General features: G+C 64.4%; 24 protein-coding genes. 8 read left to right on the forward strand and 16 right to left on the reverse strand.

Translation table 11 applies throughout. From position 1 onward, the window contains the following. Window positions 1-72: 72 nt before the first annotated feature. The 9 genes from msrA to EPN33_10065 are packed head-to-tail and all read right to left on the reverse strand — an operon-like array spanning window position 73 to window position 7,909. Window positions 73-552, reverse strand: a complete 480-nt coding sequence (msrA, locus tag EPN33_10025; protein TAN21983.1) for a peptide-methionine (S)-S-oxide reductase — start codon at window positions 550-552, stop codon at window positions 73-75. Between the two features lie 9 nt (window positions 553-561). Then, the gene (locus EPN33_10030) at window positions 562-840 is read right to left on the reverse strand and encodes a carboxymuconolactone decarboxylase family protein (GenBank protein ID TAN21984.1); all 279 of its coding nucleotides are present in this window, start codon (window positions 838-840) and stop codon (window positions 562-564) included. 18 nt (window positions 841-858) lie between these two features. Then, a complete protein-coding gene (locus tag EPN33_10035; protein TAN21985.1) occupies window positions 859-1,158 on the reverse strand; it encodes a hypothetical protein in 300 nt (99 codons plus the stop codon). Continuing rightward, window positions 1,088-1,462, reverse strand: coding sequence for an anti-sigma factor antagonist (locus EPN33_10040; protein TAN22164.1), 375 nt, complete (start codon window positions 1,460-1,462; stop codon window positions 1,088-1,090). The genes EPN33_10035 and EPN33_10040 overlap by 71 nt, the downstream gene beginning before the upstream one ends. 49 nt (window positions 1,463-1,511) lie before the next feature. Next, entirely contained in the window at window positions 1,512-2,036 is a 525-nt protein-coding gene (locus EPN33_10045; protein TAN21986.1) for an ATP-binding protein, read from the reverse strand. Between the two features lie 36 nt (window positions 2,037-2,072). After that, the gene (locus EPN33_10050) at window positions 2,073-3,248 is read right to left on the reverse strand and encodes a hypothetical protein (GenBank protein ID TAN21987.1); all 1,176 of its coding nucleotides are present in this window, start codon (window positions 3,246-3,248) and stop codon (window positions 2,073-2,075) included. Continuing rightward, window positions 3,064-4,842: a class I SAM-dependent methyltransferase gene (locus EPN33_10055; GenBank protein TAN21988.1), complete on the reverse strand. Its 1,779-nt coding sequence runs from the start codon at window positions 4,840-4,842 to the stop codon at window positions 3,064-3,066. Before EPN33_10055 ends, EPN33_10050 begins: the two co-directional genes overlap by 185 nt. Before the next feature lie 11 nt (window positions 4,843-4,853). Continuing rightward, complete coding sequence (locus EPN33_10060) at window positions 4,854-6,407, reverse strand: amino acid adenylation domain-containing protein (GenBank protein TAN21989.1); 1,554 nt, start codon at window positions 6,405-6,407, stop codon at window positions 4,854-4,856. Further along, window positions 6,404-7,909 carry an acyl-CoA dehydrogenase gene (locus EPN33_10065; protein ID TAN21990.1) on the reverse strand — a complete coding sequence of 502 codons (1,506 nt, stop codon included), beginning with the start codon at window positions 7,907-7,909 and terminating at the stop codon, window positions 6,404-6,406. Before EPN33_10065 ends, EPN33_10060 begins: the two co-directional genes overlap by 4 nt. A gap of 51 nt (window positions 7,910-7,960) precedes the next feature. On the opposite strand from EPN33_10065, the gene EPN33_10070 reads away from it, so the two are divergent. Next, window positions 7,961-8,245: an acyl carrier protein gene (locus EPN33_10070; GenBank protein TAN21991.1), complete on the forward strand. Its 285-nt coding sequence runs from the start codon at window positions 7,961-7,963 to the stop codon at window positions 8,243-8,245. Between the two features lie 11 nt (window positions 8,246-8,256). On the opposite strand, the gene purH is transcribed toward EPN33_10070, so the two are convergent. Next, window positions 8,257-9,837, reverse strand: a complete 1,581-nt coding sequence (gene purH / locus EPN33_10075; protein TAN21992.1) for a bifunctional phosphoribosylaminoimidazolecarboxamide formyltransferase/IMP cyclohydrolase — start codon at window positions 9,835-9,837, stop codon at window positions 8,257-8,259. Between the two features lie 101 nt (window positions 9,838-9,938). Continuing rightward, window positions 9,939-10,391, reverse strand: a complete 453-nt coding sequence (gene ruvX / locus EPN33_10080; GenBank protein TAN21993.1) for a Holliday junction resolvase RuvX — start codon at window positions 10,389-10,391, stop codon at window positions 9,939-9,941. Between the two features lie 62 nt (window positions 10,392-10,453). Here ruvX and EPN33_10085 point away from each other — a divergent pair, with 62 nt between their 5' ends. The 3 genes from EPN33_10085 (at window position 10,454) to ispD (ending at window position 12,575) form a co-directional block, all read left to right on the forward strand. Continuing rightward, the gene (locus EPN33_10085) at window positions 10,454-10,747 is read left to right on the forward strand and encodes a hypothetical protein (GenBank protein ID TAN21994.1); all 294 of its coding nucleotides are present in this window, start codon (window positions 10,454-10,456) and stop codon (window positions 10,745-10,747) included. Window positions 10,748-10,822: 75 nt separating this feature from the next. Continuing rightward, complete coding sequence (locus EPN33_10090; GenBank protein TAN21995.1) at window positions 10,823-11,827, forward strand: PIN domain nuclease; 1,005 nt, start codon at window positions 10,823-10,825, stop codon at window positions 11,825-11,827. A gap of 4 nt (window positions 11,828-11,831) precedes the next feature. Beyond that, window positions 11,832-12,575, forward strand: a complete 744-nt coding sequence (ispD, locus tag EPN33_10095) for a 2-C-methyl-D-erythritol 4-phosphate cytidylyltransferase (GenBank protein ID TAN21996.1) — start codon at window positions 11,832-11,834, stop codon at window positions 12,573-12,575. A 99-nt stretch (window positions 12,576-12,674) separates the two neighbouring features. Here ispD and EPN33_10100 read toward each other — a convergent pair whose 3' ends face one another. After that, on the reverse strand, window positions 12,675-13,082 hold the full coding sequence (locus EPN33_10100) for a VOC family protein (protein TAN21997.1): 408 nt from the start codon (window positions 13,080-13,082) through the stop codon (window positions 12,675-12,677). A 90-nt stretch (window positions 13,083-13,172) separates the two neighbouring features. Here EPN33_10100 and EPN33_10105 point away from each other — a divergent pair, with 90 nt between their 5' ends. From EPN33_10105 to EPN33_10120, 4 genes are all read left to right on the forward strand, one after another. Beyond that, window positions 13,173-13,718 carry an arginine decarboxylase, pyruvoyl-dependent gene (locus tag EPN33_10105; GenBank protein TAN21998.1) on the forward strand — a complete coding sequence of 182 codons (546 nt, stop codon included), beginning with the start codon at window positions 13,173-13,175 and terminating at the stop codon, window positions 13,716-13,718. Then, window positions 13,718-13,978, forward strand: a complete 261-nt coding sequence (locus EPN33_10110) for a hypothetical protein (GenBank protein TAN21999.1) — start codon at window positions 13,718-13,720, stop codon at window positions 13,976-13,978. The genes EPN33_10105 and EPN33_10110 overlap by 1 nt, the downstream gene beginning before the upstream one ends. 134 nt (window positions 13,979-14,112) lie before the next feature. Further along, window positions 14,113-15,102, forward strand: a complete 990-nt coding sequence (locus tag EPN33_10115; GenBank protein TAN22000.1) for a response regulator — start codon at window positions 14,113-14,115, stop codon at window positions 15,100-15,102. 14 nt (window positions 15,103-15,116) lie between these two features. Further along, window positions 15,117-15,845, forward strand: coding sequence for a glycosyltransferase family 2 protein (locus EPN33_10120; GenBank protein TAN22001.1), 729 nt, complete (start codon window positions 15,117-15,119; stop codon window positions 15,843-15,845). Here the strand turns inward: EPN33_10120 and thiS are convergent. From thiS to EPN33_10140, 4 genes are read right to left on the reverse strand one after another with little or no spacing between them, the layout of a single operon-like run. Then, complete coding sequence (thiS, locus tag EPN33_10125; protein ID TAN22002.1) at window positions 15,766-16,008, reverse strand: sulfur carrier protein ThiS; 243 nt, start codon at window positions 16,006-16,008, stop codon at window positions 15,766-15,768. The genes EPN33_10120 and thiS overlap by 80 nt on opposite strands. A 9-nt stretch (window positions 16,009-16,017) precedes the next feature. Then, on the reverse strand, window positions 16,018-16,806 hold the full coding sequence (locus tag EPN33_10130; GenBank protein ID TAN22165.1) for a succinate dehydrogenase/fumarate reductase iron-sulfur subunit: 789 nt from the start codon (window positions 16,804-16,806) through the stop codon (window positions 16,018-16,020). A gap of 23 nt (window positions 16,807-16,829) precedes the next feature. Continuing rightward, the gene (locus tag EPN33_10135; GenBank protein TAN22003.1) at window positions 16,830-18,650 is read right to left on the reverse strand and encodes a fumarate reductase/succinate dehydrogenase flavoprotein subunit; all 1,821 of its coding nucleotides are present in this window, start codon (window positions 18,648-18,650) and stop codon (window positions 16,830-16,832) included. A gap of 5 nt (window positions 18,651-18,655) precedes the next feature. After that, entirely contained in the window at window positions 18,656-19,444 is a 789-nt protein-coding gene (locus EPN33_10140) for a succinate dehydrogenase (GenBank protein ID TAN22004.1), read from the reverse strand. Window positions 19,445-19,541 lie beyond the last annotated feature (97 nt).

Consider the following 19,541-nt stretch of genomic DNA (forward strand, 5'->3'; position numbering starts at 1 on the left):
GGAGGGGCTGGGGTCACGAGGCCCCCAGCCCTGCTGAGCGCAAGCGGGTCGCCCCGCGGGGCCGCGCACCAGTCATCGACTGGGCATGTGGCAGGCTGCCATGCCGTTTTTCTCGAGATACTGCTGGTGGTATTCCTCGGCGCGATAAAAGGGCGCGGCGGGCGTGATCGTGGTCACGACGGGCCGATGCAGCGCGCCGCTTGTCTCCAGCGCTTGCTTCGAAGCGCGGGCGGCGGCCTCCTGCGCGGGGGTGAGATAGAAGATTGCGGAACGATACTGGCTGCCCACGTCCGGTCCCTGGCGATCGAGCGTGGTGGGATCATGGTTCTCCCAAAACACGTCCAGCAGTTTTTCGTAGCTGACCACACCGGGATCGAATTCCACTTCGACGGTTTCGGCGTGGCCGGTGCGATTGCTGCATACCTGCTTATAGGTCGGATCGACGGTGCTCCCGCCGGAATAACCCACCGTGGTGGCGGTCACGCCGGGCAGGTGGCGGAAGGCGGCCTCAGAACCCCAAAAACAGCCCATGGCAAAGCGTGCTTTATCCATAGGAAAAGTTTACCTCTGCCCCGGCTTAGTGGGTTCCATCTGCAGGACGTTGTTGAAGCGGTTGAAGTAGTTGAAGGTACCGATGACGGCAGCCAATTCAATGATGGAGCCTTCGTCGAAATGGCGCCGCAGGATGGCATAGAGTTCGTCGTCCACGGCGTTGGAGTCGCGGGTCATGCGTTCGGCGAAGCGCAAGGCGACGCGCGTGGGTTCGTCGATTTCGGCGAGCTGCTCGAAGCGCTCCAACCGGTCGAGAGTTTCCTGATTCCAGCCCTGCCGCCTTGCCAAGGCGGAATGTGAAGCCAGTCAATAATGGCAGTCGTTGATTTGCGAGACGCGAACCGCGAGCAGCTCCTTCAGCTTGACCGCAACCGAACCTTCGCCCATCACCACGCGGAAATGCGCCAGCAGGGTGCGCAGCAACTCCGGACGGTAGGCCACGGTGCGGAACATGTTGGGCACGTTGCCGCGCTGGGCGTATATTTCCTCCAGCAGAGGGCGCACCTCGGGCGCGGTGGCCTCGGTCTTCAGGGGATCAATGCGCATTCGAAGCCTCAGCAGACTCGCCGGGCGCAGCAAACGCCGCGATGGCACGCGCCTCGTCATCCTGGACGTCAAAGACGGTGAAGAGCTTGGTAATTTTCAGCAGATCGTGCACTTTGCGGGTCAAATGCAACAGCTTCAGATCGCCACCACTTTTGCGCACCAGACTGAAGCCGCTCACGAGTTCGCCCAGGCCGGAGCTATCAATGTAGCTGACCTCGGCCAGGTTCAGCAGAATCTGGGTTTCGCCCCTGGCGAGCAGATCGCGGAGGGTCTCGCGCAAGAGCGTGGCTCCATCCCCGAGCGTTATACGGCCAGCCAGGTCGACCACGGTTACCGAATCAATGCGGCGGCAGGTCACTTTCATCATGAACCATTGCGGCAGGCGGGGCGGCGCTGCGCGTCCTCCTCTTCGATTATGAACGACCCGCGTGAGGAGGTTGCAGCGGCGGCGCCTGCCGGTGCTTGATCAGGCGGACCGAGGTGCCATGGTGGTCGGGCTTGACGTCGACTTGATCCATAAACGCCCGAGCCAGGAAGATGCCGCGGCCGGACTGCCGCAGGAGGTTCTCGGGTGCGAGAGGATCGGCAATGCGGCCGAGATCAAAGCCCGCGCCCTGATCACGGATACTGACCACTAACTCGCCCGGTGAGATCTCAAACTCGATGGTGACTTTCTTGGCGCGATCGTAGGCGTTGCCATGCATGACGGCGTTGACAGTGATTTCGCGCACCGCCATGGCGATGCGGTGCCGCTCGCCTTCGTCGAAGCCGGCGCGGGCGGCGACGCGCTCGGCGGCGGCCTCGGCCTGATCGACGCTCTCGATCCTGCTCTCCAAAGTTATCGCTTGGTGTTGTGCCCCGCTCACCACATCAGCCTTCTCTCGGTTGGCCGATTCCTTTGCCGCGTCCTGTTTGCGCCGCAATCTTGCCCCCGTCATGGAACCGTCTCAACATGGCATGCCTGAGGCAAGCTGTCAAGCGAACGGTGCCGGAAAAGTCGTCCCGAGGGTGGGAAACTGGCGCTCGGCGAGCCAGGTGAGCACGGCGGACCACTCGCGACGCGTCCAATCCCGTTCAGCGGGACCACGGGATTGCAGGCCGAATCCCAACTCCCACAGCAACCGCCGCGCCAGGAACAGATACAGGGCATAGCGAGCGGTAGCGGCATCATAGCCGGCGCGCTGCGACCAGGCGAGGAGGTTCTGCTGCGCCCGGCCGGGCCGGAATAGCACGGCCGGCCAGGACTGCACGCGGGAGAGCGGGCGCTGGGTGCGGCCGGCGGGCATTTGCGTCATCCAGGTGAGCAGGTCATCGAGGGCGGAGCCGGCGCCGAAGCCACTCCAGTCGATGACGCCGACGGAATCGGAGCGGGCGTCCCACAGGACGTTGCCGGGCCAAAAATCGCCATGGATCGCTACCGCCCGGAGGGAGGGTCCGGGGGTGGCAAAAAACTGCGGCACCCAAGCCAGCAGCGGCGTCAGTTTGGGATCGGTTTGCAGGGCTTGGGTGGCGCAGGAGGCGGTGTCTGCGCCGACTTTCGCCAGAGTGGGAAGCGATAGCGGCAGCGAGCACGCACTCTCCTGAAACCGTTCGAGCCAGCGCTGTGCCAATTGCATGGGGCGCGGAAACGGGGCCTGGGGCGAGCCGTTCCAGCGGCAGTGGATGCGCTGCCCGCCAACCGCGGATTGCACCAGACACGCCGAGGCCGCATCGCCCGCGCCGGTGTGGCGGAAGGCGAGCAAGCTGGGCAGCGTGAGTTCCGCGGCCAGCGGCGCCAGCAGGCTGAGGGCGCGCGCTTCGGCCTCCAGCCGGCGGCAGGCCGCCGGGCCGTAGGCGGTTTTGGCGAGCCAGCGGAGGCGGCGATCACCGCTGGGGGCGAAGGCGGCGATCAGGGCTCCGCCATCCAAGGGAAACTGGGCGAGCACGGGAGGCACCGCTGCCGCCTGGAGGCGTTCACGAAGCAATTCATGCATGCGCGGGAATCCGTTCGGTTCCCTCTTCAGAATCCCGGGGCACAGCCGCAGTTGCGCGGAGGAGAAAGGCGAAATCGGAACCGAACCAGCGCCAGATCCAAACCTGCGCGGCGGTGGATTTGAGCCAGGCCCGCGGCCAGACGGCCTCACGGCGGCGGCTGGCAAAGCGGATTGCATCTCGATGGAGAGGAACCATGCGAGTGGGACAGTTGTAGCCGCCCGGACTCACCCAGGAGGCTTCGATTTGCAGCCCGGCTTCGGCAAACAAGCGCCCGAAGCCGCGGTGGGAATAGGTGTAGGTGCGATAGCCGGCATTGCCGGCAGCACGGTAGCCGCGGCCGCGCAGGCACAACTGGTGCGCCAGGAAACGCGGCATCACGCTGGTATAGCGCCGGCCGCTGTGATCGACGGCGCCGCGCAGGGCGGGCCAGCCGAAGCGATTCTCGATGCCGATATAGATGAACCCTCCTGGACGGAGCAACTCGCGCAAGCGGACGAGAAAGCGGAGCTGGACCGGGCGGGGAGGATCGTGCAGGTCCTCCAGCGCCGACCATTCCAGCACGCCGTTGGCGATGATCGCGTCAAACTGCCGGGGCGCGAGGCAGGCCTGCTGCATTTTGCCACGGATCACGGTGAGATGAGACAACTGATCCTGATACCGCCGCAAAGCGATGAAGCGGGCACGCTCGCTCACGCCCTCGAGCGCGACCACGTCGTAATGGCTGGCCAGCGGCGCAGCGAGACTGCCCCAGCCCGCACCTACGCTCAGCAGCCGCGCGCCCTCGTGCAAGGGCAGCAACTCGCGAAAGGCGGCGCGGGAGTTACCGGTGACATAATCTGCCAAGCGGGGCGGCAGCCGTTCGTGCACGGCGGCACGCCAGCCGCTGACTTCCGCCTGCTGCAGCAGCGCCTGCATCGCGGACTGCGGCAGCTCTCCCCAATAAGGCAGCTCGGCACCCAATTCCAGGACGCCCTCGCGTTCCGATCCCAACCGCCGGCCACAGGCGCCGCAAACGGCCGCGCCGTCGCGAAAGCTGACTTCACTGCCACAGCCGCACTGGAGTTGGAGCGCGACCGGGGGCGCGGGAGAGTCCAAGGGGACGGGATCGCCGGCCACGAACAGCGACAGCGGGATGGCGGCCGACTGCGAGTGCCAGCGCCAGTGGGGAGACCTGGCCGCGCGCGAGAGATGAAGCCAGCGGCCGCAGCGCAGACTCCATAGCCGGGCGCGCACGGAAAAACCCAGGCTGAGGTGGGCCATGCGCGAGCGCTGGTTGCCCAAGTCGTGTTGTCCCATCCAGTGGGACAGGTGCGGACCGGGCGGGTTCTGGCGCAAAAACTGGTAGAGGTGCGGCATCGCGCCCACGACGCCCGGGCTGGAGAACAAATCATAGAGCCAAGCGAGGGTAGCCGACAGGTCCCAGGCACAGCCAAAGGAAGCGGGCATGCGGGCCGGGCCGCGCAGTACCCAGAGGAACGCCACCAGGCGGGGCGCGCCGCTTCCCGGCAGGTAGGCGCCGATGCAGCGATGGCCGTTCTGAAAGCGCTCGTGGTAGGGCACGCCGACAGCGGGGCGCAGTTGCTGCAAGCCCGATTCATCAGCAGGCGTGAGCCAGCGCACCGACATTTCCCGCGGCAAACGCGCCGGCAGGCGCAACTGACCGGGCTGGAGAGCGACGATGGAGTGGATCCGGAACTCGCAACCCTCGGGGAGACGATGCAGCAGGCGCTGGAGTCCGCGATAGAGGACCGGAGCTGCAGGTTTGGGCATGAACGCGGTCCTCACGCTGACGGGGTGGCGGCGCGTTGCAGTTGCTGCCGGTCCACTTTACCGCTGGAGGTTTCGGGAAAACACTCGCAGATTTCGATGGCATCGGGCAGCATATAAGCGGGTAGCTGCCGGCCGAGAAGGGCGAGGAGTTCAGGGGTCCGCGGCGGCGCCGCCGGATGGGCAGGCATGACAAAGGCATGCAGGCCGGTGGCGCGCGCGGCATCGGGAGTGGGGATGACCACGGCGCGCTTGATCTGGGGCAACGCCTCCAGGGCATGCTCGATTTCAGGAAGCGACACGCGATAGCCGCGGCACTTGATGAGATGGTCGCGGCGGCCGAGAAAATAGAAATCGCCGGCGGCATCCTGGCGGACGACATCACCAGTGTTGTACCAGCGCTGGCGGACGCCTCCGGGTCCCTCGCGCTCGCAGGTCACCTGGGCGGTGCGTGCGGGATCACCCCAATAGCCCGTAAGGATGCCGGGGCCGCGGGCCCAGAGGAATCCGGCCTCTCCGACGGGCACCGGCAGCCCGGCGTCATCGCAGGCAGCAAGCTGAAAATTCGGGCTGGCACGGCCAATAGGCAGTGGATCCGGGACCGTGGCAGCCCCGGCGTCCGAGGCAGGAGGCAGCGCATAGTGGGTGCAGACGTTGGTTTCCGTCGGACCATACCAGTTGTGAAAGGCAGCTTGGGGGAGCGCGGCACGCCAGGCGCGCAAGGCGGGAGCGGGGAAGATTTCGCCGGCGAAGAGCACGGCGCGCAGGCTGGATCCGGCGACAGCTTGCGGCAGCAGGGGCGCCATTTGCACCAAGGCGGAGGGAACCGAGTACCAAACGGTAATGCGGCGCTCGGCAATCCAGTCGGCGACGGCACGCGGAAAGCGGGCGGTGACCGGGTCGAGCAGACAGACGGTGGCGCCGCGGCTCAAACTGGCCCAGAGATCGAAAATCGACAGATCGAAATGGAACGGGGCATGGCTGGCGACGCGATCGCCCGGCCCCAGACCCACTTGCTCGCCAGCCCAGTCGATGAAGTTGAGAGCATGGGCGTGACTGAGCATGACGCCCTTGGGAACGCCGGTCGAACCGGAGGTGTAAAGAATATAGGCAACCTCGTCGCTGGTGCCTGCGGGCGGGCGCCAGGGGCCGACGGCCTCCTCGTAAACGGCTTCGGCGGCAACATCCCAGCAGCATCCAGGAGGTGAGACCCACTGCCGGGCACCGGCGACACTTTCGGCACCAGCCAGCAGGACCGATAGACCACAGTCGGCGGCGAGGGCCTCGATGCGCGCAACCGGCGCCCAAGGATCCAGCGGCACGTAGACGCAACCGGCGCGCAGGATCGCCAGCAAGGCGACGACGGCATCCACCGACTTGGGCAGCCAAACACCGACGCGGGCGCCAGGGCGGCAACCGGACGCTTGCAGACGTCCCGCCCAAGCGCGGCTGCGGCGTTCGAAGGCAGCATAGGTGAGGGTATCGCCTTGGGAACCGATCAGGGCAAGCTGATTCGGCCAACGTGCGCAGGCGCGCTCGACGGCCTGCGGCAACAAATACGGCATCATGACTCCGCCTCCCGGCTCACTGACTGGCGCGGGGACTGGTGCGGCGCTGCCACGCCACCCGCTAGATGCCCGGCCGGGCTGGGCACCCGGAAAGCCCCAGCGCAGTCCTCGCGTTTGGCCACGGCGGCGGGCGTGGCTCGCGGCCGTAACAGACTCTCGGCGATCAGGTTGAGTTGCATTTCGGTAGTTCCGGAGTAGAGACTGCTGGCCATGGCGTCGCGCCAGGTGCGCTCGAACTCGAGCTCGCGCATGTAGCCGGCCGTGCCGTGCAAGTGCAGCGCCAACTCGCTGATGCGGCGCAGACTTTCGCTGACGTAAAGCTTGACCATGCTGGCTTCGACCGCGGCCGACGATTGTCGCCCCTTAAGCCAGGCGAAGTGATACATCATCAGGCGCGACAATTCCAGCCGCAGCCGCATCTCCGCCAGCAACTGCCCGACCGCTTCAAACTCGACGATGGGACGGCCGAACTGCTTGCGCGCACGGGTATAAACCGCGGTGTCTTCCAGCAAGCGGTCCATCGTGCCGAGCGCAGGCGCGAGCAGGCAGCCCCGCTCCCATTCCAGGGTGTGGGCCAGTACCGCCCCGCCGCCGCCCACTTCCCCGACCACGGCATCGGCAGGCACCCAGACGCCCTCGAAACGCACCTCCGCCATGGGGCTGGTTTCCAATCCCATTTTGCGGAGCGGCGGCCCCACCTCCAGGCCGCAGCGGCCGCGGTCGACCAGGAAGGCGGTCAAGCCGAAATAGCCCACTTTGGGATCGGTCGTTGCCAGGACCAAAAAGAGATCAGCCAGAGGCGCGTTCGTGATATAAATTTTGCTGCCCTCGAGGCGATAGCCACCGGTCTCTTTGGTGGCACGGGTGCGCAAGTGATAGGCGTCCGAACCACTCTCGGGTTCGGTTAAGGCAAAAGCGCCGACCGCTTCTCCGTGTGCCAAAGGAGGCAACCATTCGGATTTTTGCGGTTCGCTGCCAAAGGCCAGCAGGGGCGCATTCACGCTCCAGATTTGGGCCCCGAGCGACAGCAGCAGGCCATTGTCATCACAACCGCGCCCAAGCCCTTCGAGGACATGAACGGCGGTGCAGGAGTCCAGGCCCATGCCGCCGTAGACCGTGGGCAGGTTGAGACCCTGGATGCCAAAATGAGCGCACTGCCGCCAGCGGGTGCGCCATCCCTCAGCGCCGGCCAGGGGCTCGCGCGGCACGCACAATTCACGCTCGGCAAAGGTGCGGGCCTGCCGGTAGCTCTGGTGCTGTTCGTCGGTCCAGGAGAATTCCACCTCCCATTGGAGTACGCCGACGGCAGCGTTGTTGGACATCCAAAGGGAGAAAACGAGTGGCTCGCCGCTTTTTGCCCTGGTCGCTCCCGTTGGTCGCTTAGAGTGCGGGCTTCGATTCCCGGTAGGGTCCGCCCGCTGGCGCTCAGGTCTCCTCCTAGCTGTCGCCATGAGAGGTGAGCTGAAAGGCGAGAATGGCTGCTCCGGTTCGCGCCAGGGCATCCAGGCGGATATCGGGTTCTGTCCTAGTTACCGAACGCCCGCGAGAAAGCGATGACCCATTCAGCCGACCCTCTCACCGCAGTGCAAGAACAAGTGCAGTCGATCATTCTGACGGAGGCAAGCGCGAAGCCTACACGCCTGGAATTAGACACACCATTGTTTGAAACCCTGCTCGATTCGACCAGCGTCCTCACGCTTACGAGCGCACTGGAACAACACTTCGGAGTTGCCATCGAGGACCGAGAGCTCGTGCCCGCGAACTTCAGTACCCTGCGCCATGTGGCGGCCTTCATCGAACGGAAGCTGGTAAAAGCAGTGGTGGGTGGAGGGTGGTGAGTGGGGTGAGATTAGTGGCGAAAGTGGCGCATGGCGGTGAAGACCATGCTGAGGCCGAGGCGGTCGCAGGCGGCGATGCAATCGGTATCGTGGATGGAGCCACCGGGCTGAATGAAGGAGGTTGCGCCGTGAGTGGCGGCGGCTTCGATGCCATCCGGAAACGGGAAGAAGGCATCGCTGGCGACGGCGGTGCCAGCGAGCGGTAGTTGGGCCTTCATGGCCGCCAGTTTGACCGAATCCACACGACTCATTTGGCCGGCGCCCACGGCCAGGGTCTGGCCGCCAGCGGCGGTGGCGCGGGCGAAAACGATGGCGTTGCTCTTGACGTGTTTCGCCACGGCCCAGCCGAAGCGCAGGGCGCGCTCCTGCTCGGCAGTGGGCACGAGGCGGGTCACGACGCGCCAGCCGTTTTCAGCCGGGAATTGGACGCTGTCTGCGGTTTGGGCAAGCCAGCCGCCGGAGATGCTGCGGACGGAGAGCGGCGACGGCGTTGGAGCGATCTGGACCAAGCGCAGGTTTTTCTTCTTTTGCAGCCGTTCCAAGGCCTCTGGGCTGAAGCCGGGTGCGGCAATGCATTCTAAAAACAAGCCGGCCATGGCTTCGGCGGTGGGGCCGTCGAGGGGCTGGTTCAGGCCGACGACGCCGCCATAGGCGGAGACTGGATCGCAGGCCAGGGCCTGCTCGTAGGCTTCCTTCTGTGTGGCTGCGGTGGCACAGCCGGCAGGGTTGGTGTGCTTGATGATGGCCACGGCCGGAAGCTCAAATTCGGCGGCCAGATCCCAGGCAGCCTGCAAATCGACCAGGTTGTTATAGGAGAGTTCCTTGCCGTGCAGGAGTTGGGCGTGGGCGAGACCTCCGGGTTGGGCAGCATCGCTGTAGACCGCTGCCTGCTGGTGGGGATTTTCACCGTAACGGAGCACCTGCAAGCGGGGAGCGGAGATCAGCAGGCGTTGGGGGAGATCCGCGGCAGCGAGGCGGACGTGCTGATTCAGCTCGCCGGGGGGCAGGCTTCCGAGGGTGGCGGCTATGGCGGCATCATAGGCGGCGGTGCGCTGAAACGCCTTTTGGGCGAGGCGCCAGCGCGTGGCCAGGCTGACGCTGCCCTGCTGTTCCAACTCGCCCGCCACGCTGGTGTAATCAGCGGGATCGGTGATGACGGCGACCGACTCGTAATTCTTGGCGCCCGAACGCACCATGGCGGGGCCCCCGATGTCGATATTTTCAATCAACTCACCGCGTTCGACCCCGTCGGCGCCCGCCCGTGCGGCCACGCGCTCGAAGGGGTAAAGATTGACGACCAGGACGGCAATTGGGGCGATGCCGTGGGCCTGCATGGCGGCCTGATGCTCGGGTAGCTCCCAGCGGCCGAGCAGGCCGCCGTGGATGCGGGGATGCAGGGTTTTAACGCGGCCGTCGAGCATTTCCGGAAACTGGGTGAGATCGGCGACATCGCGTACGTTCAAGCCCGCCTCGCGCAGGCTGCGGGCCGTGCCCCCGGTCGAAATCAGGTCAAACCCACATTGCGATAAGCGGCGGGCGAAGTCGGCGAGGCCTGTCTTATCGCTCACCGAGAGCAGCGCGAGACGTTCCATCTTTCCACTATAGCGGTGGCTCGCCACTTTTTGCCCCGGTCGCTCCCGTTGGTCGCTTGGAGTGCGGGCTTCGATTCCCGGCATGGTCTGCCTGCTGGCGCTCAGGGCTCCTCCAAGTTGCCGCCAGACTGACGCTGCGCGTCCAGATAAGACTGGAGCAGAACGACGGCCGAGAGGCGGTCGATCGCGCGCTGGCGCGTGGACAGGCTGGCCCCGGCTTCAGTAAGAACACGCTGGGCCTCGACTGTAGTCAGGCGCTCATCCCAGAATTGGACGGGCACGCCGGTGTGGCGCGTGAGGGCAGCGCCAAAACGACGGGCAGCCTGGGCCTGGCGGCCTTCCTCACCGCTCATATGACGGGGCAAACCTATGAGCCAAAGCTTGACTTGATGCTGTTGCGCCAGAGCGGCGAGCGCGGCCATATCTTCTCCGAAGCGCTGGCGTTGGAGGGTGGGAAGGCCCTGCGCGCTAATGCCGAGTGGATCGCTGAGGGCGAGGCCAATGCGGCGCTGACCCAAATCGAGCGCGAGAACACGGCCAGGGGAGAGTTCCATGTTGAATCTTACTGATTATGCCTTGCGCCCTGATGGCGGGCGGGCTCATCCAACGATAGCGCATGGAACTACATCCAAAGGCGTGCATGGGTGAAGTGCTGAACATCAAACAGCGGCGCCGTGGTTTCGACAAACGGCGGCGGCAACGGGATGACTTTGTGCGCGGCCAGCAGGTGCTGGCCAACGCCATCTTTCACTGGAAAAACGACCCTTCGGCGGATGCGCGCGCGGCGGTGAAATTTCTGCTGAACCATCTCGCCACCGCCTTCCGTGCGGATGACACCCCCTTACAGCCCAAGCCTGTGGGCTCAGCGGCCGCCGAACCCTTGCCTGCCGCCGAGGAACCAGAGTCTTAGCCCAACCGTGCGACCCCTGCGAACCGGCTCACAACACGGTAAGCTGTAAGCTGCAAGCTGTAAGCTTATAAAGCCGTGTACGACCTGCTTTTCATTCGGATTGCCCTGGTGCTGACGCTGGCCGGCGCCGCCGCGTACCTCAAGCCGTTCGAATTGCAGCCCGCTTGGGGCGCGGTGGTGGGCGCCTGTATAGCAGGGGTCATCATCCTGTTTGAAATCCGGTTGAACCGGTCGAGCTTCAAGCGTCTGCTGGGAGCGGCGATTGGTTCGCTGCTCGGCATTGTGGGCGCGTTTTTAGTGTCGTGGGTGGTTTCCGCTGCGGGGTTTGAGCAACACACCGCCTCGTATGCAAACGTAGTTATCTTGCTGGTGATGGGGTATATCGGATTGATTGTGGGAGCCGAGAAGGGCGAGCTACTGAATCTGACGGCGCTGGGCGGATTGTTCAGCGGCGCCAACCCGCGCCGCAGCGCCAAGTTGCTAGACACTAGCGTCATTATTGACGGCCGGATCGCCGACATTGCCGCGACCGGTTTTCTGGACGGATCGCTGCTGGTGCCGCAGTTCGTGTTGCATGAGCTGCAGTTGGTGGCCGATTCGGCGGACCCGAGCAAGCGCAATCGCGGCCGGCGGGGTCTCGAAGTGTTGCAGCGGATGCAGAAGCTGACGTCGGTAGAGGTGCGCATAATCGAGGACGATGTTCCGCACGTGCGCGAGGTCGACCTCAAGCTGATCGAACTGGCCCGGCGCTTCGAATGCAAGCTGATCACCAACGACGGCAATCTCGGCAAGATGGCGCAACTGCAGCGGGTACAAGTACTAAATATTCACGAGCTGGCAAACACGCTCAAGCCGGTGGTGCTGGCGGGGGAGGGGTTGCGGGTGTTCATCGTGAAAGAAGGCAAGGAACCCGATCAGGGGGTTGCCTACCTCGACGACGGCACCATGGTGGTGGTGGATCACGCGCGCCGGCTGATTTCCCATAACATCGAAATCACCGTGACCTCGGTGCTGCAGACCACGGCCGGCAAGATGATTTTCGGCCGCCCCGCAGCGGCAGAAGTAGGGCAGGTTTCCTAGCACCATGGCTGCCGCCTACGCCATCATTCCCGCGGCCGGACTGAGCACCCGGATGGGCTCGACCACCCATGGACAGGCGCGCAAGCAGATGGCGGAGATCGCGGGTGCCCCCATCCTGATCCATACCCTGCGGTGCTTTGACGCCAGCCATGCGTTTGCCGGCATCCTGGTGCCGGTGCGTCCAGAGGACCGCGAGTTGGTGGAAGCGCGGGTGCAGGCGGAAAAGCTCGCTACGCCGGTGCGCGTGCTGGAAGGCGGGCGGGCACGGCAGGATTCGGTCTGGAATGCGGTCGAGCGATTGACCCAGGATCTCGGCGCCAGCGGTGATGAAGTCCTGGTCGCGGTCCATGACGCCGTGCGGCCCTTCCTGCCGCCGCCTGTCCTGCTCGCCGCTCTCGCCGCGGCCGAGCAGCATGCGGCGGTGATTGTGGGCGTGGCGGCGGTGGACACGGTCAAACAAGTCGAGCGGGTGGGCGCCGAAGATATTCAGGTAGCGGCGACGCTGCCGCGCGAGCGCATCGTACTCGCCCAGACGCCGCAGATTTTCCGGCTGGGGCTGCTGCGGCGGGGCTTCGACAAGGCGCACGCCGACGGCTTCTACGCGACCGACGAAGCCTCGCTGATCGAACATCTGGGCGAAACCGTGTATGTGGTGGCGGGCTCGGCACGCAACTGGAAGATCACTACGCCGGCGGATCTGGAGTTGGCCGAGCTCTTGCTGGCGTCCCAGGCTGCAGCGCAGCGCTAAGCGGCGGCTCAGCTTGTCGTCCGAGCGCGGCACCCGCAGAGGCACCGATGGCGCCGGCTGACCCGCTGGATCGCTGAACCGCTGGCCGATGTGGCGGTTTTAGGCCGTGAGTGGCTGTTCGGCCATGAGAGCCAGCAGGTTGGCCTCGGAATCGCGGAAGAAAGCCATCCAGACCTCATGGTGTTCGAGGCGAGCGATGAGCTTGGGAGGTTCGAGGAAGCGGACGCCACGCTCGACCAGCGCCTGGTAGCCGGCGCGAATGTCGGGCACGCGGAAGTAGAGAATAGAGCTGGGGTGGTCCAATTCGGCCTGCTCAGCGACGTCCAGCATGAGGCGCACGCCGCCGGCATCAAAGAAGGCCAGATTGCCTGCGGCGAACAGAAACGGCAGGCGAAGAATATCGCGATAGAAGGTGGTGGCTCGCGGCAGGTTGCGCGCATTGACGGCAATTTGGCCGAGTGCACCGAGCGCAAATTCGCCGCCCAAGGGAAGGTTGACGGAGGCCATGGCTGGCATTGTAGCGTGACCGGGATTTTTTTAATCGGACGGCCGGATCTGTGTTAGTTTTGAAATTCCCGAGAGTTTGCATCCGCATCCATGATCGCCAAGAAGATCTTCCTCACCAAAGGCGTGGGCAAGCACCGCGAGCGCTTGACCAGCTTCGAGCTGGCGTTGCGCGATGCCGGCATCGCCGCCTTTAACCTGGTGCGTGTGTCCAGCATTTTTCCGCCGCGCTGCAAGCTGACGCCGCGCGCGACGGGACTGAAAGAGCTGAGCCCGGGCGAAGTGGTGTTTGCGGTGCTGAGCGAAAACTCGACCCGCGAGCCGCACCGGTTGATTGCCGCCTCGATCGGACTGGCGCTGCCCGGGGATCGCAATGCGTACGGCTACTTGTCGGAGCACCATTCCTTCGGCGAGACCGAACAACAGGCCGGCGAATACGCGGAAGAACTGGCGGCCGAAATGCTCGCCACCACGCTCGACGTGGAGTTTGACCCGGACCGCTCCTGGGACGAGAAGAAGGAGATCTACCGCATCTCCAACAAGATCGTGCGCACCATTAACATCAGCCAGTCGGCCGTCGGCGACAAGCGCGGCCTGTGGACGACGGTGCTGTCGGCGGCGATTCTGATCGGCGAGTAGTGACGACGGCGCAGGAGATCGTGCAGTTGCTGGCGGCGCATAGCGGCGAGCCCGTGGACTACGTTGCCATCGTCACCCTGCTGAATACGGTGGCCGGCGGCCATTACGAGGAACGGCACTCGGAGGCTGCCATCGGTGCCGCCTTGCTGGGGCTGCTGGAGTCCGGGCAAATCCTGGCTGTGGCCCCGGAAGCCGCGGCCCCGGCGCCCCCGGAACAGGCGGCCTGCGGCCGGGCGGTCTGTGTCTTTCGGCTCGGATGACTGGCGCGGGGCCTGGCGTGGCTGCGCCACGCCACCCGCTTGACCCTCGGCCGGGCTGGGGGCCCCGTGAGCCCCAGCCCGGCAGGGTCCGGCATTGCAGCCTAAAACCCGCGCGGTCATCTAAGCAGTAGTCCATGCCTAACCAGCTCAGCAATACTGCGCGTGAATTTCAGGTTCTCGTAGTCGATGACGACGCCAGCAATCGCCTGCTGACCCAGGAAATGCTGGCGCAGCGCCACTACGCGGTGACCACGGCGGCGAACGCCGCGGAAGCCAGGCAGCAGATCAGCGCGGAGCCGCCCGACATCATTTTGTTGGATGTGATCATGCCGGGCGTGAGCGGGATTGAACTGTGCCGCGAACTCAAGGAAAATCCTGCCACCCGGCTGATTCCGGTCATTCTCATTACCGGGTTGGCGGACCGGGATTCCAAGCTGAGGGGCATCGAAGCGGGAGCCGATGATTTTCTGAATAAACCGGTGGATCCGCCCGAGCTGTTTGCGCGCGTGAAGAGCCTGCTGAAACTCAAGCAGTTCACGGATGAACTGGAAAACGCGGAGACGGTGCTGTTCTCGCTGGCGCTGGGAGTGGAAGCACGCGATCCCTATACGGAAGGCCATTGCCACCGGCTGTCGAATTACGCCGCCAATTTAGGGCAGGCGCTGGGACTGGGCGGCGAGGACATCGTGGCGCTGCGGCGGGCGGGAGTGCTGCACGACATCGGCAAGATCGCCGTACCGGATGCGATCTTGCGCAAACCCGGCCCGCTCGATGCCGAGGAAATGGGGATCATGCGGCGGCATCCGGAGACGGGCGAGCAGATTTGCCGGCCGCTGCATAGCTTCAGCCGTGTGCTGCCGATCATCCGCCATCATCATGAGCACTGGAACGGAGGGGGCTATCCGGATCACCTTGCGGGCGAACAGATCCCGCTGCTGGCGCGGGTGCTGCAGGTGGTGGACGCGTACGACGCCCTCACGACCGCGCGGCCGTATAAGTCGGCTTGGCCGCACGAGCAAGCCAAGGCCACGTTGCTGGAGGAAGCGAGCCGGCACTGGTGGGACAAAGATATTCTGGACGTTTTTTTGCGCCAGGTGGGCAATGGCGCAGGGCCGCGGGCGTAGCGTAAGCTGGATGCTTGCCTGAGTCGCTCAGCATTGTCATTCCCGCCTTCAATGAGGCGCTGCGGTTGCCGGCCACGCTGGCGGCGCTAGCCGCATATTTCGGCGAACAGCCCGCACGCCACGTAGAAATTATCGTGGTCGACGACGGCTCGAGCGATGCCACCGGTTCCCTGCCCTGGCCGGTAAGCCGGTCGATCACCTGGCGACGGTTGCGCAACGAGAGCAACCAGGGCAAAGGCTACAGCGTGCGCCGGGGCATGGGTGCGGCCATGGGCGAGCGGCGGCTGTTTACCGACGCCGATCTGTCGGCGCCCATCAGCGAGTTGGGCAAACTGGAGGCAGCGCTCGACGCGGGCGCGGACCTCGCCATGGGCAGCCGGCGGCAGCGGGATTTGATCCGCTCGCACCAGTCGGTTTTCCGGGAGAATGCGGGCCGCGCCTTCAATAAGATCGTGCGCTGGGGGCTGGGACTACCCTACGTCGATACGCAGTGCGGCTTCAAACTCTTTACCCGCGCCAGCGCCGAAGCCATTTTCCCGTTGCAAAAGATCGAAGGCTGGGGCTTTGACCCGGAACTCCTATTCCTGGCACGGCGGATGGGCTTCCGGATCGAGGAAGTGCCGGTGGTGTGGTCGCATGCGCCCGGCGCCAAGATTCACCTGTTCAGCGACAGCCTGCGGATGTTTCAGGACGTGGCCCGCATCCGCCGTCTCCACCCCCGACCATCTGCACCACCTCGATAGCGTCGCCGGCGCGCACGGGCGTTTGCTCCCAGAGGCGGCGAGGAACCAGTTCGCGGTTGCGCTCGACGGCGACACGAACCGCCGGGATGGCCATTTCCCGGAGCAGCTCCGCAACGGTCGCCGCCTGCACGGTAACCGGTCGACCGTTGAAGGCAATGTCCACAGGACGAACCTACTTTTTCTTAAAGGAGTTCTTGAACTTTGCCAAGGGGTCGTAGAAGCGGCTGACCACGCGCTCCTTGAGGGGGATGATGGCGTTATCGGTGATTTGGATCCCCTCCGGGCAGACCTTGGTGCAGCATTTGTTGATGTTGCAGTAGCCGATGTTGTAGTCATCCTTTAGCTCTTTGAGACGATCGCCCTCATCGAGCGGGTTGAACTCCAACTGCGCGACGTGGATCAGGAAGCGGGGGCCGATGTATTCCGGGAAGAGCTTGTGCTCGCGCAGGACGTGGCAGACGTCCTGACAGAGGAAGCACTCGATGCACTTGCGGAACTCCTGCGGGCGGTCCACATCCCTCTGCATTTCACGCCAGGTGCCATCCTTCTCCGGGGGCTTGAGCTGGAAGGGCTGGATCTGCTCCTTCACGCGGTAGTTCCAGGAAACGTCGGTGACCAGGTCCTTGACGTGGGGGAAGGTCCGCATGGGCTCGATGGTGACCGGCTGGGTGAGGTCAAGGGAATTGAGCCGGGTCATGCACATGAGTTTGAGATGGCCGTTGATTTCCGCCGAGCAGGAGCCGCATTTGCCCGCCTTGCAGTTCCAGCGGACGGCGAGATCGGGAGCCTGAGTTGCCTGAATGTGATGCACCACGTCCAGGACCACCATGCCCTCCTCCACCTCGGTGGTGAAGTTGACGTACTCGCCCTGGTTGTCATGGCCCCGCCAGATGCGGAACGTCGCCGTTTTGGGCTCGGCTACGCCGGTGGAGTTTGCATTTCCGTTCGTCTGCGGAGGCATGGATTGGGTTGCCGAGGCCATCTCTACTTATTCTCCTCGATTGCTTTTTGTAAGTCTTCCGGCATGGGGGGAACCGTGAGCTTGCGCAATTGCGGCTCACCACCAGGTCCACGCCGGAACTCCAGGTTGATGCCGTCCCAGGCCTTCTCTTTGGAGGGGTAATCCTCGCGGAAGTGGCCGCCCCGGCTTTCGGTGCGCTCCAGCCCGGCCCGCGTCACCAGTTCGGCCACGGTCAGCAGATTGCTGAGATCGAGCGCCGTGTGCCAGCCGTTGTTGTATTCCTTGTTGCCGGGCACGCCTACGTTTTCGGCACGCTGACGCAGCTCGGCAATCTTATCGAGCGCCTGTTCCATTTCCACGGCGGTGCGCACGATGCCCACCCACTTCTGCATGGTTTCCTTCAGCTCCTGCTGTAAAGCGTAGGGATTCTCGCCAGTTACGCCGCGCTCAAAGGGAGCTTCAGCGCCAGCGATGGCGGCGTCAATCTGATCTTTCACGGCGGCCTCGCCGGAGCCAGCATGGTCCTTGGCAAAGGCAGCCGCGTGCTCGCCGGCCCGCTTGCCGAATACGAGCAAATCCGAAAGCGAGTTGCCGCCCAGCCGGTTGGCACCGTGCAAACCAGCGGCACACTCGCCGGCGGCGTACAGACCGTCCACGCTGGTCATTTGGGTGTCGCCATCGACCTGAATGCCGCCCATGAAGTAGTGCGTGGTGGGGCCGACCTCCATCGGTTGTTGCGTGATGTCCAAATCTGCCAGTTGCTTGAACTGGTGATACATGCTGGGCAGCTTGCGCTTGATGTGCTCGACGGAGTTGGGCAATTTTTCCTTGATCCAGGAGATGTCAAGGAACACGCCGCCATGGGGACTGCCGCGGCCGGCAAGCACTTCGCGACGGATGCAGCGGGCGACGTGGTCGCGGGTGAGCAGCTCGGGCGGCCGGCGGGAGTTTTTGTCGCCGATGACATAGCGCCAGCCTTCTTCGGGGTTGTCGGCGGTGGAGCTCCGGTAGTTCGCGGGAATGTCGTCGAACAGAAAGCGCTTGCCTTCGCTGTTGCGCAGCACGCCGCCTTCGCCGCGCACGCCTTCGGTGACCAGGATGCCGCGCACGCTGGGCGGCCAGACCATTCCGGTGGGGTGAAACTGCACAAACTCGACGTCGCGCATGGCGGCGCCGGCGCGCCAGGCCAGCGCCTGACCGTCGCCGGTGTACTCCCAACTGTTGGTGGTGACCAGATAGGCGCGGCCGATGCCGCCGGTAGCCAGCACGACGGCCTTCGCCAAAAACAGCATGTAGCGGCCACGCTCGCGCTCATAGCCAAAGCCGCCCACGCAGCGGTTGCCGTCCATGAGCAGCGTCAGCAGCGTGGTTTCCATGTGGAAGTCGATGCCCTGATGAATGCCGTGGTCCTGCAGGGTGCGGATCATTTCCAGGCCGGTGCGGTCGCCCACGTGCGCCAGGCGGGGATAACGATGGCCCCCGAAGTTGCGCTGCATGATCAGGCCGGCTTTGGTGCGGTCGAAAATCGCGCCCCACTGTTCCAGCTCTCTCACCCGCGCGGGCGCTTCCTTGGCGTGGAGTTCGGCCATGCGCCAATTGTTGAGGTAGTAGCCGCCGCGCTCGGTGTCGGCAAAATGCACGCGCCAGTTGTCGCGGTCATCGACATTGCCCAGCGAGGCGGCCATACCGCCTTCGGCCATGACGGTGTGAGCCTTGCCCAGTAGCGACTTGGTGACGACGCCGACTTTGGCGCCTGCCGCCGAGGCTTCAATGGCGGCACGCAGGCCGGCGCCGCCAGCGCCAACCACAAGGACGTCGTATTCGTGAGTTGTATAGCCTGGCATGTTGGTTAGTGTCCCGGTCTCCAGATGACGATGTCGTGCCAGATGCCCATGGCACAGAGGCGAATGTAGATATCGGTAAAGGCCACGAAGACCAGACTGGCCCAAGCCCAGCGCATATGCACGCCGGTGAGGCAGGAAACGCAGTCATAGACCTTGTGGCGCGCCGCGCTCTTCACGTCTTTGCTGCCACCGACCAGGTGGCGCAGGGCGTGGCAACCAAAGGTGTAACCGGCCAGCAGGATGGGATCGATGATCATCACCAGCGTGCCGACGCGCAACTGGAACTCGACGTGGCCATTTACCGTCCACCAGAGCGCGTTCCAGGCGTCGTGCGCGAGGATGACCAGGAAGAGCAGCGCAATGTACATGAAGTAGCGGTGGACGTTTTGCAGGATCAGAGGGAACCGGCGCTCGCCCCAGTAGGACTTGCGCGGTTCGCCCACGGCACAGGAGGGCGGATCCGCCCAGAAAGCCTTGTAGTAGGCGCCGCGGTAGTAGTAGCAGGTGACCCGAAACAAGCCCGGCGCCCAAAGGATCACGAGTGAGGCGGAAAAGGGAACCCAGAAGGGCCACCAGTCCGGCCGCGTCTCGAGTAGCACCGGCGAGTACATGGGGGACAAGTAGGGGCCAAAGCGGAAGAAATCACCCTGGAACGCCGCCCAAGTGGAGTACACCACAAATGCGCCCAAGCCCAGGAAGACCACCAGCGGGGTGACCCACCAGTTGTCCGTGCGTCCCGTTTCCCCGAAGCCGCGCTGGTTCACGCGCTCCAACGGCACATCAATTGTCGTCACGCAGTTGTCTCCTTGCAGATGCGAAAGGCGAAATCTCAGGATACGCTTTGCACTGAGCCGATGACAACCCTGCGGTGCGCCGGTTTACTCCTGCGAG

It is taken from the genome of Acidobacteriota bacterium (genome assembly GCA_004299485.1).
In the GTDB taxonomy this organism is placed as follows: Bacteria; Acidobacteriota; Terriglobia; order Terriglobales; family SCQP01; genus SCQP01.

Excerpts from the sequence above, each read along its gene's own strand:
- EPN33_10045 (TAN21986.1), bottom strand. The coding sequence starts at position 2,036 with ATGACGGGGGCAAGATTGCGGCGCAAACAGGACGCGGCAAAGGAATCG.
- EPN33_10050 (TAN21987.1), bottom strand. The coding sequence starts at position 3,248 with ATGCAATCCGCTTTGCCAGCCGCCGCCGTGAGGCCGTCTGGCCGCGGG.
- EPN33_10130 (TAN22165.1), bottom strand. The coding sequence starts at position 16,806 with ATGCCTCCGCAGACGAACGGAAATGCAAACTCCACCGGCGTAGCCGAG.
- EPN33_10060 (TAN21989.1), bottom strand. The coding sequence starts at position 6,407 with ATGATGCCGTATTTGTTGCCGCAGGCCGTCGAGCGCGCCTGCGCACGT.
- purH (TAN21992.1), bottom strand. The coding sequence starts at position 9,837 with ATGGAACGTCTCGCGCTGCTCTCGGTGAGCGATAAGACAGGCCTCGCC.
- EPN33_10100 (TAN21997.1), bottom strand. The coding sequence starts at position 13,082 with ATGGCCTCCGTCAACCTTCCCTTGGGCGGCGAATTTGCGCTCGGTGCA.
- EPN33_10105 (TAN21998.1), top strand. The coding sequence starts at position 13,173 with ATGATCGCCAAGAAGATCTTCCTCACCAAAGGCGTGGGCAAGCACCGC.
- EPN33_10040 (TAN22164.1), bottom strand. The coding sequence starts at position 1,462 with ATGAAAGTGACCTGCCGCCGCATTGATTCGGTAACCGTGGTCGACCTG.
- EPN33_10115 (TAN22000.1), top strand. The coding sequence starts at position 14,113 with ATGCCTAACCAGCTCAGCAATACTGCGCGTGAATTTCAGGTTCTCGTA.
- ruvX (TAN21993.1), bottom strand. The coding sequence starts at position 10,391 with ATGGAACTCTCCCCTGGCCGTGTTCTCGCGCTCGATTTGGGTCAGCGC.
- EPN33_10135 (TAN22003.1), bottom strand. The coding sequence starts at position 18,650 with ATGCCAGGCTATACAACTCACGAATACGACGTCCTTGTGGTTGGCGCT.
- msrA (TAN21983.1), bottom strand. The coding sequence starts at position 552 with ATGGATAAAGCACGCTTTGCCATGGGCTGTTTTTGGGGTTCTGAGGCC.
- EPN33_10035 (TAN21985.1), bottom strand. The coding sequence starts at position 1,158 with ATGACGAGGCGCGTGCCATCGCGGCGTTTGCTGCGCCCGGCGAGTCTG.
- EPN33_10055 (TAN21988.1), bottom strand. The coding sequence starts at position 4,842 with ATGCCCAAACCTGCAGCTCCGGTCCTCTATCGCGGACTCCAGCGCCTG.
- EPN33_10085 (TAN21994.1), top strand. The coding sequence starts at position 10,454 with ATGGAACTACATCCAAAGGCGTGCATGGGTGAAGTGCTGAACATCAAA.
- EPN33_10070 (TAN21991.1), top strand. The coding sequence starts at position 7,961 with ATGACCCATTCAGCCGACCCTCTCACCGCAGTGCAAGAACAAGTGCAG.
- EPN33_10065 (TAN21990.1), bottom strand. The coding sequence starts at position 7,909 with ATGCCCTGGCGCGAACCGGAGCAGCCATTCTCGCCTTTCAGCTCACCT.
- ispD (TAN21996.1), top strand. The coding sequence starts at position 11,832 with ATGGCTGCCGCCTACGCCATCATTCCCGCGGCCGGACTGAGCACCCGG.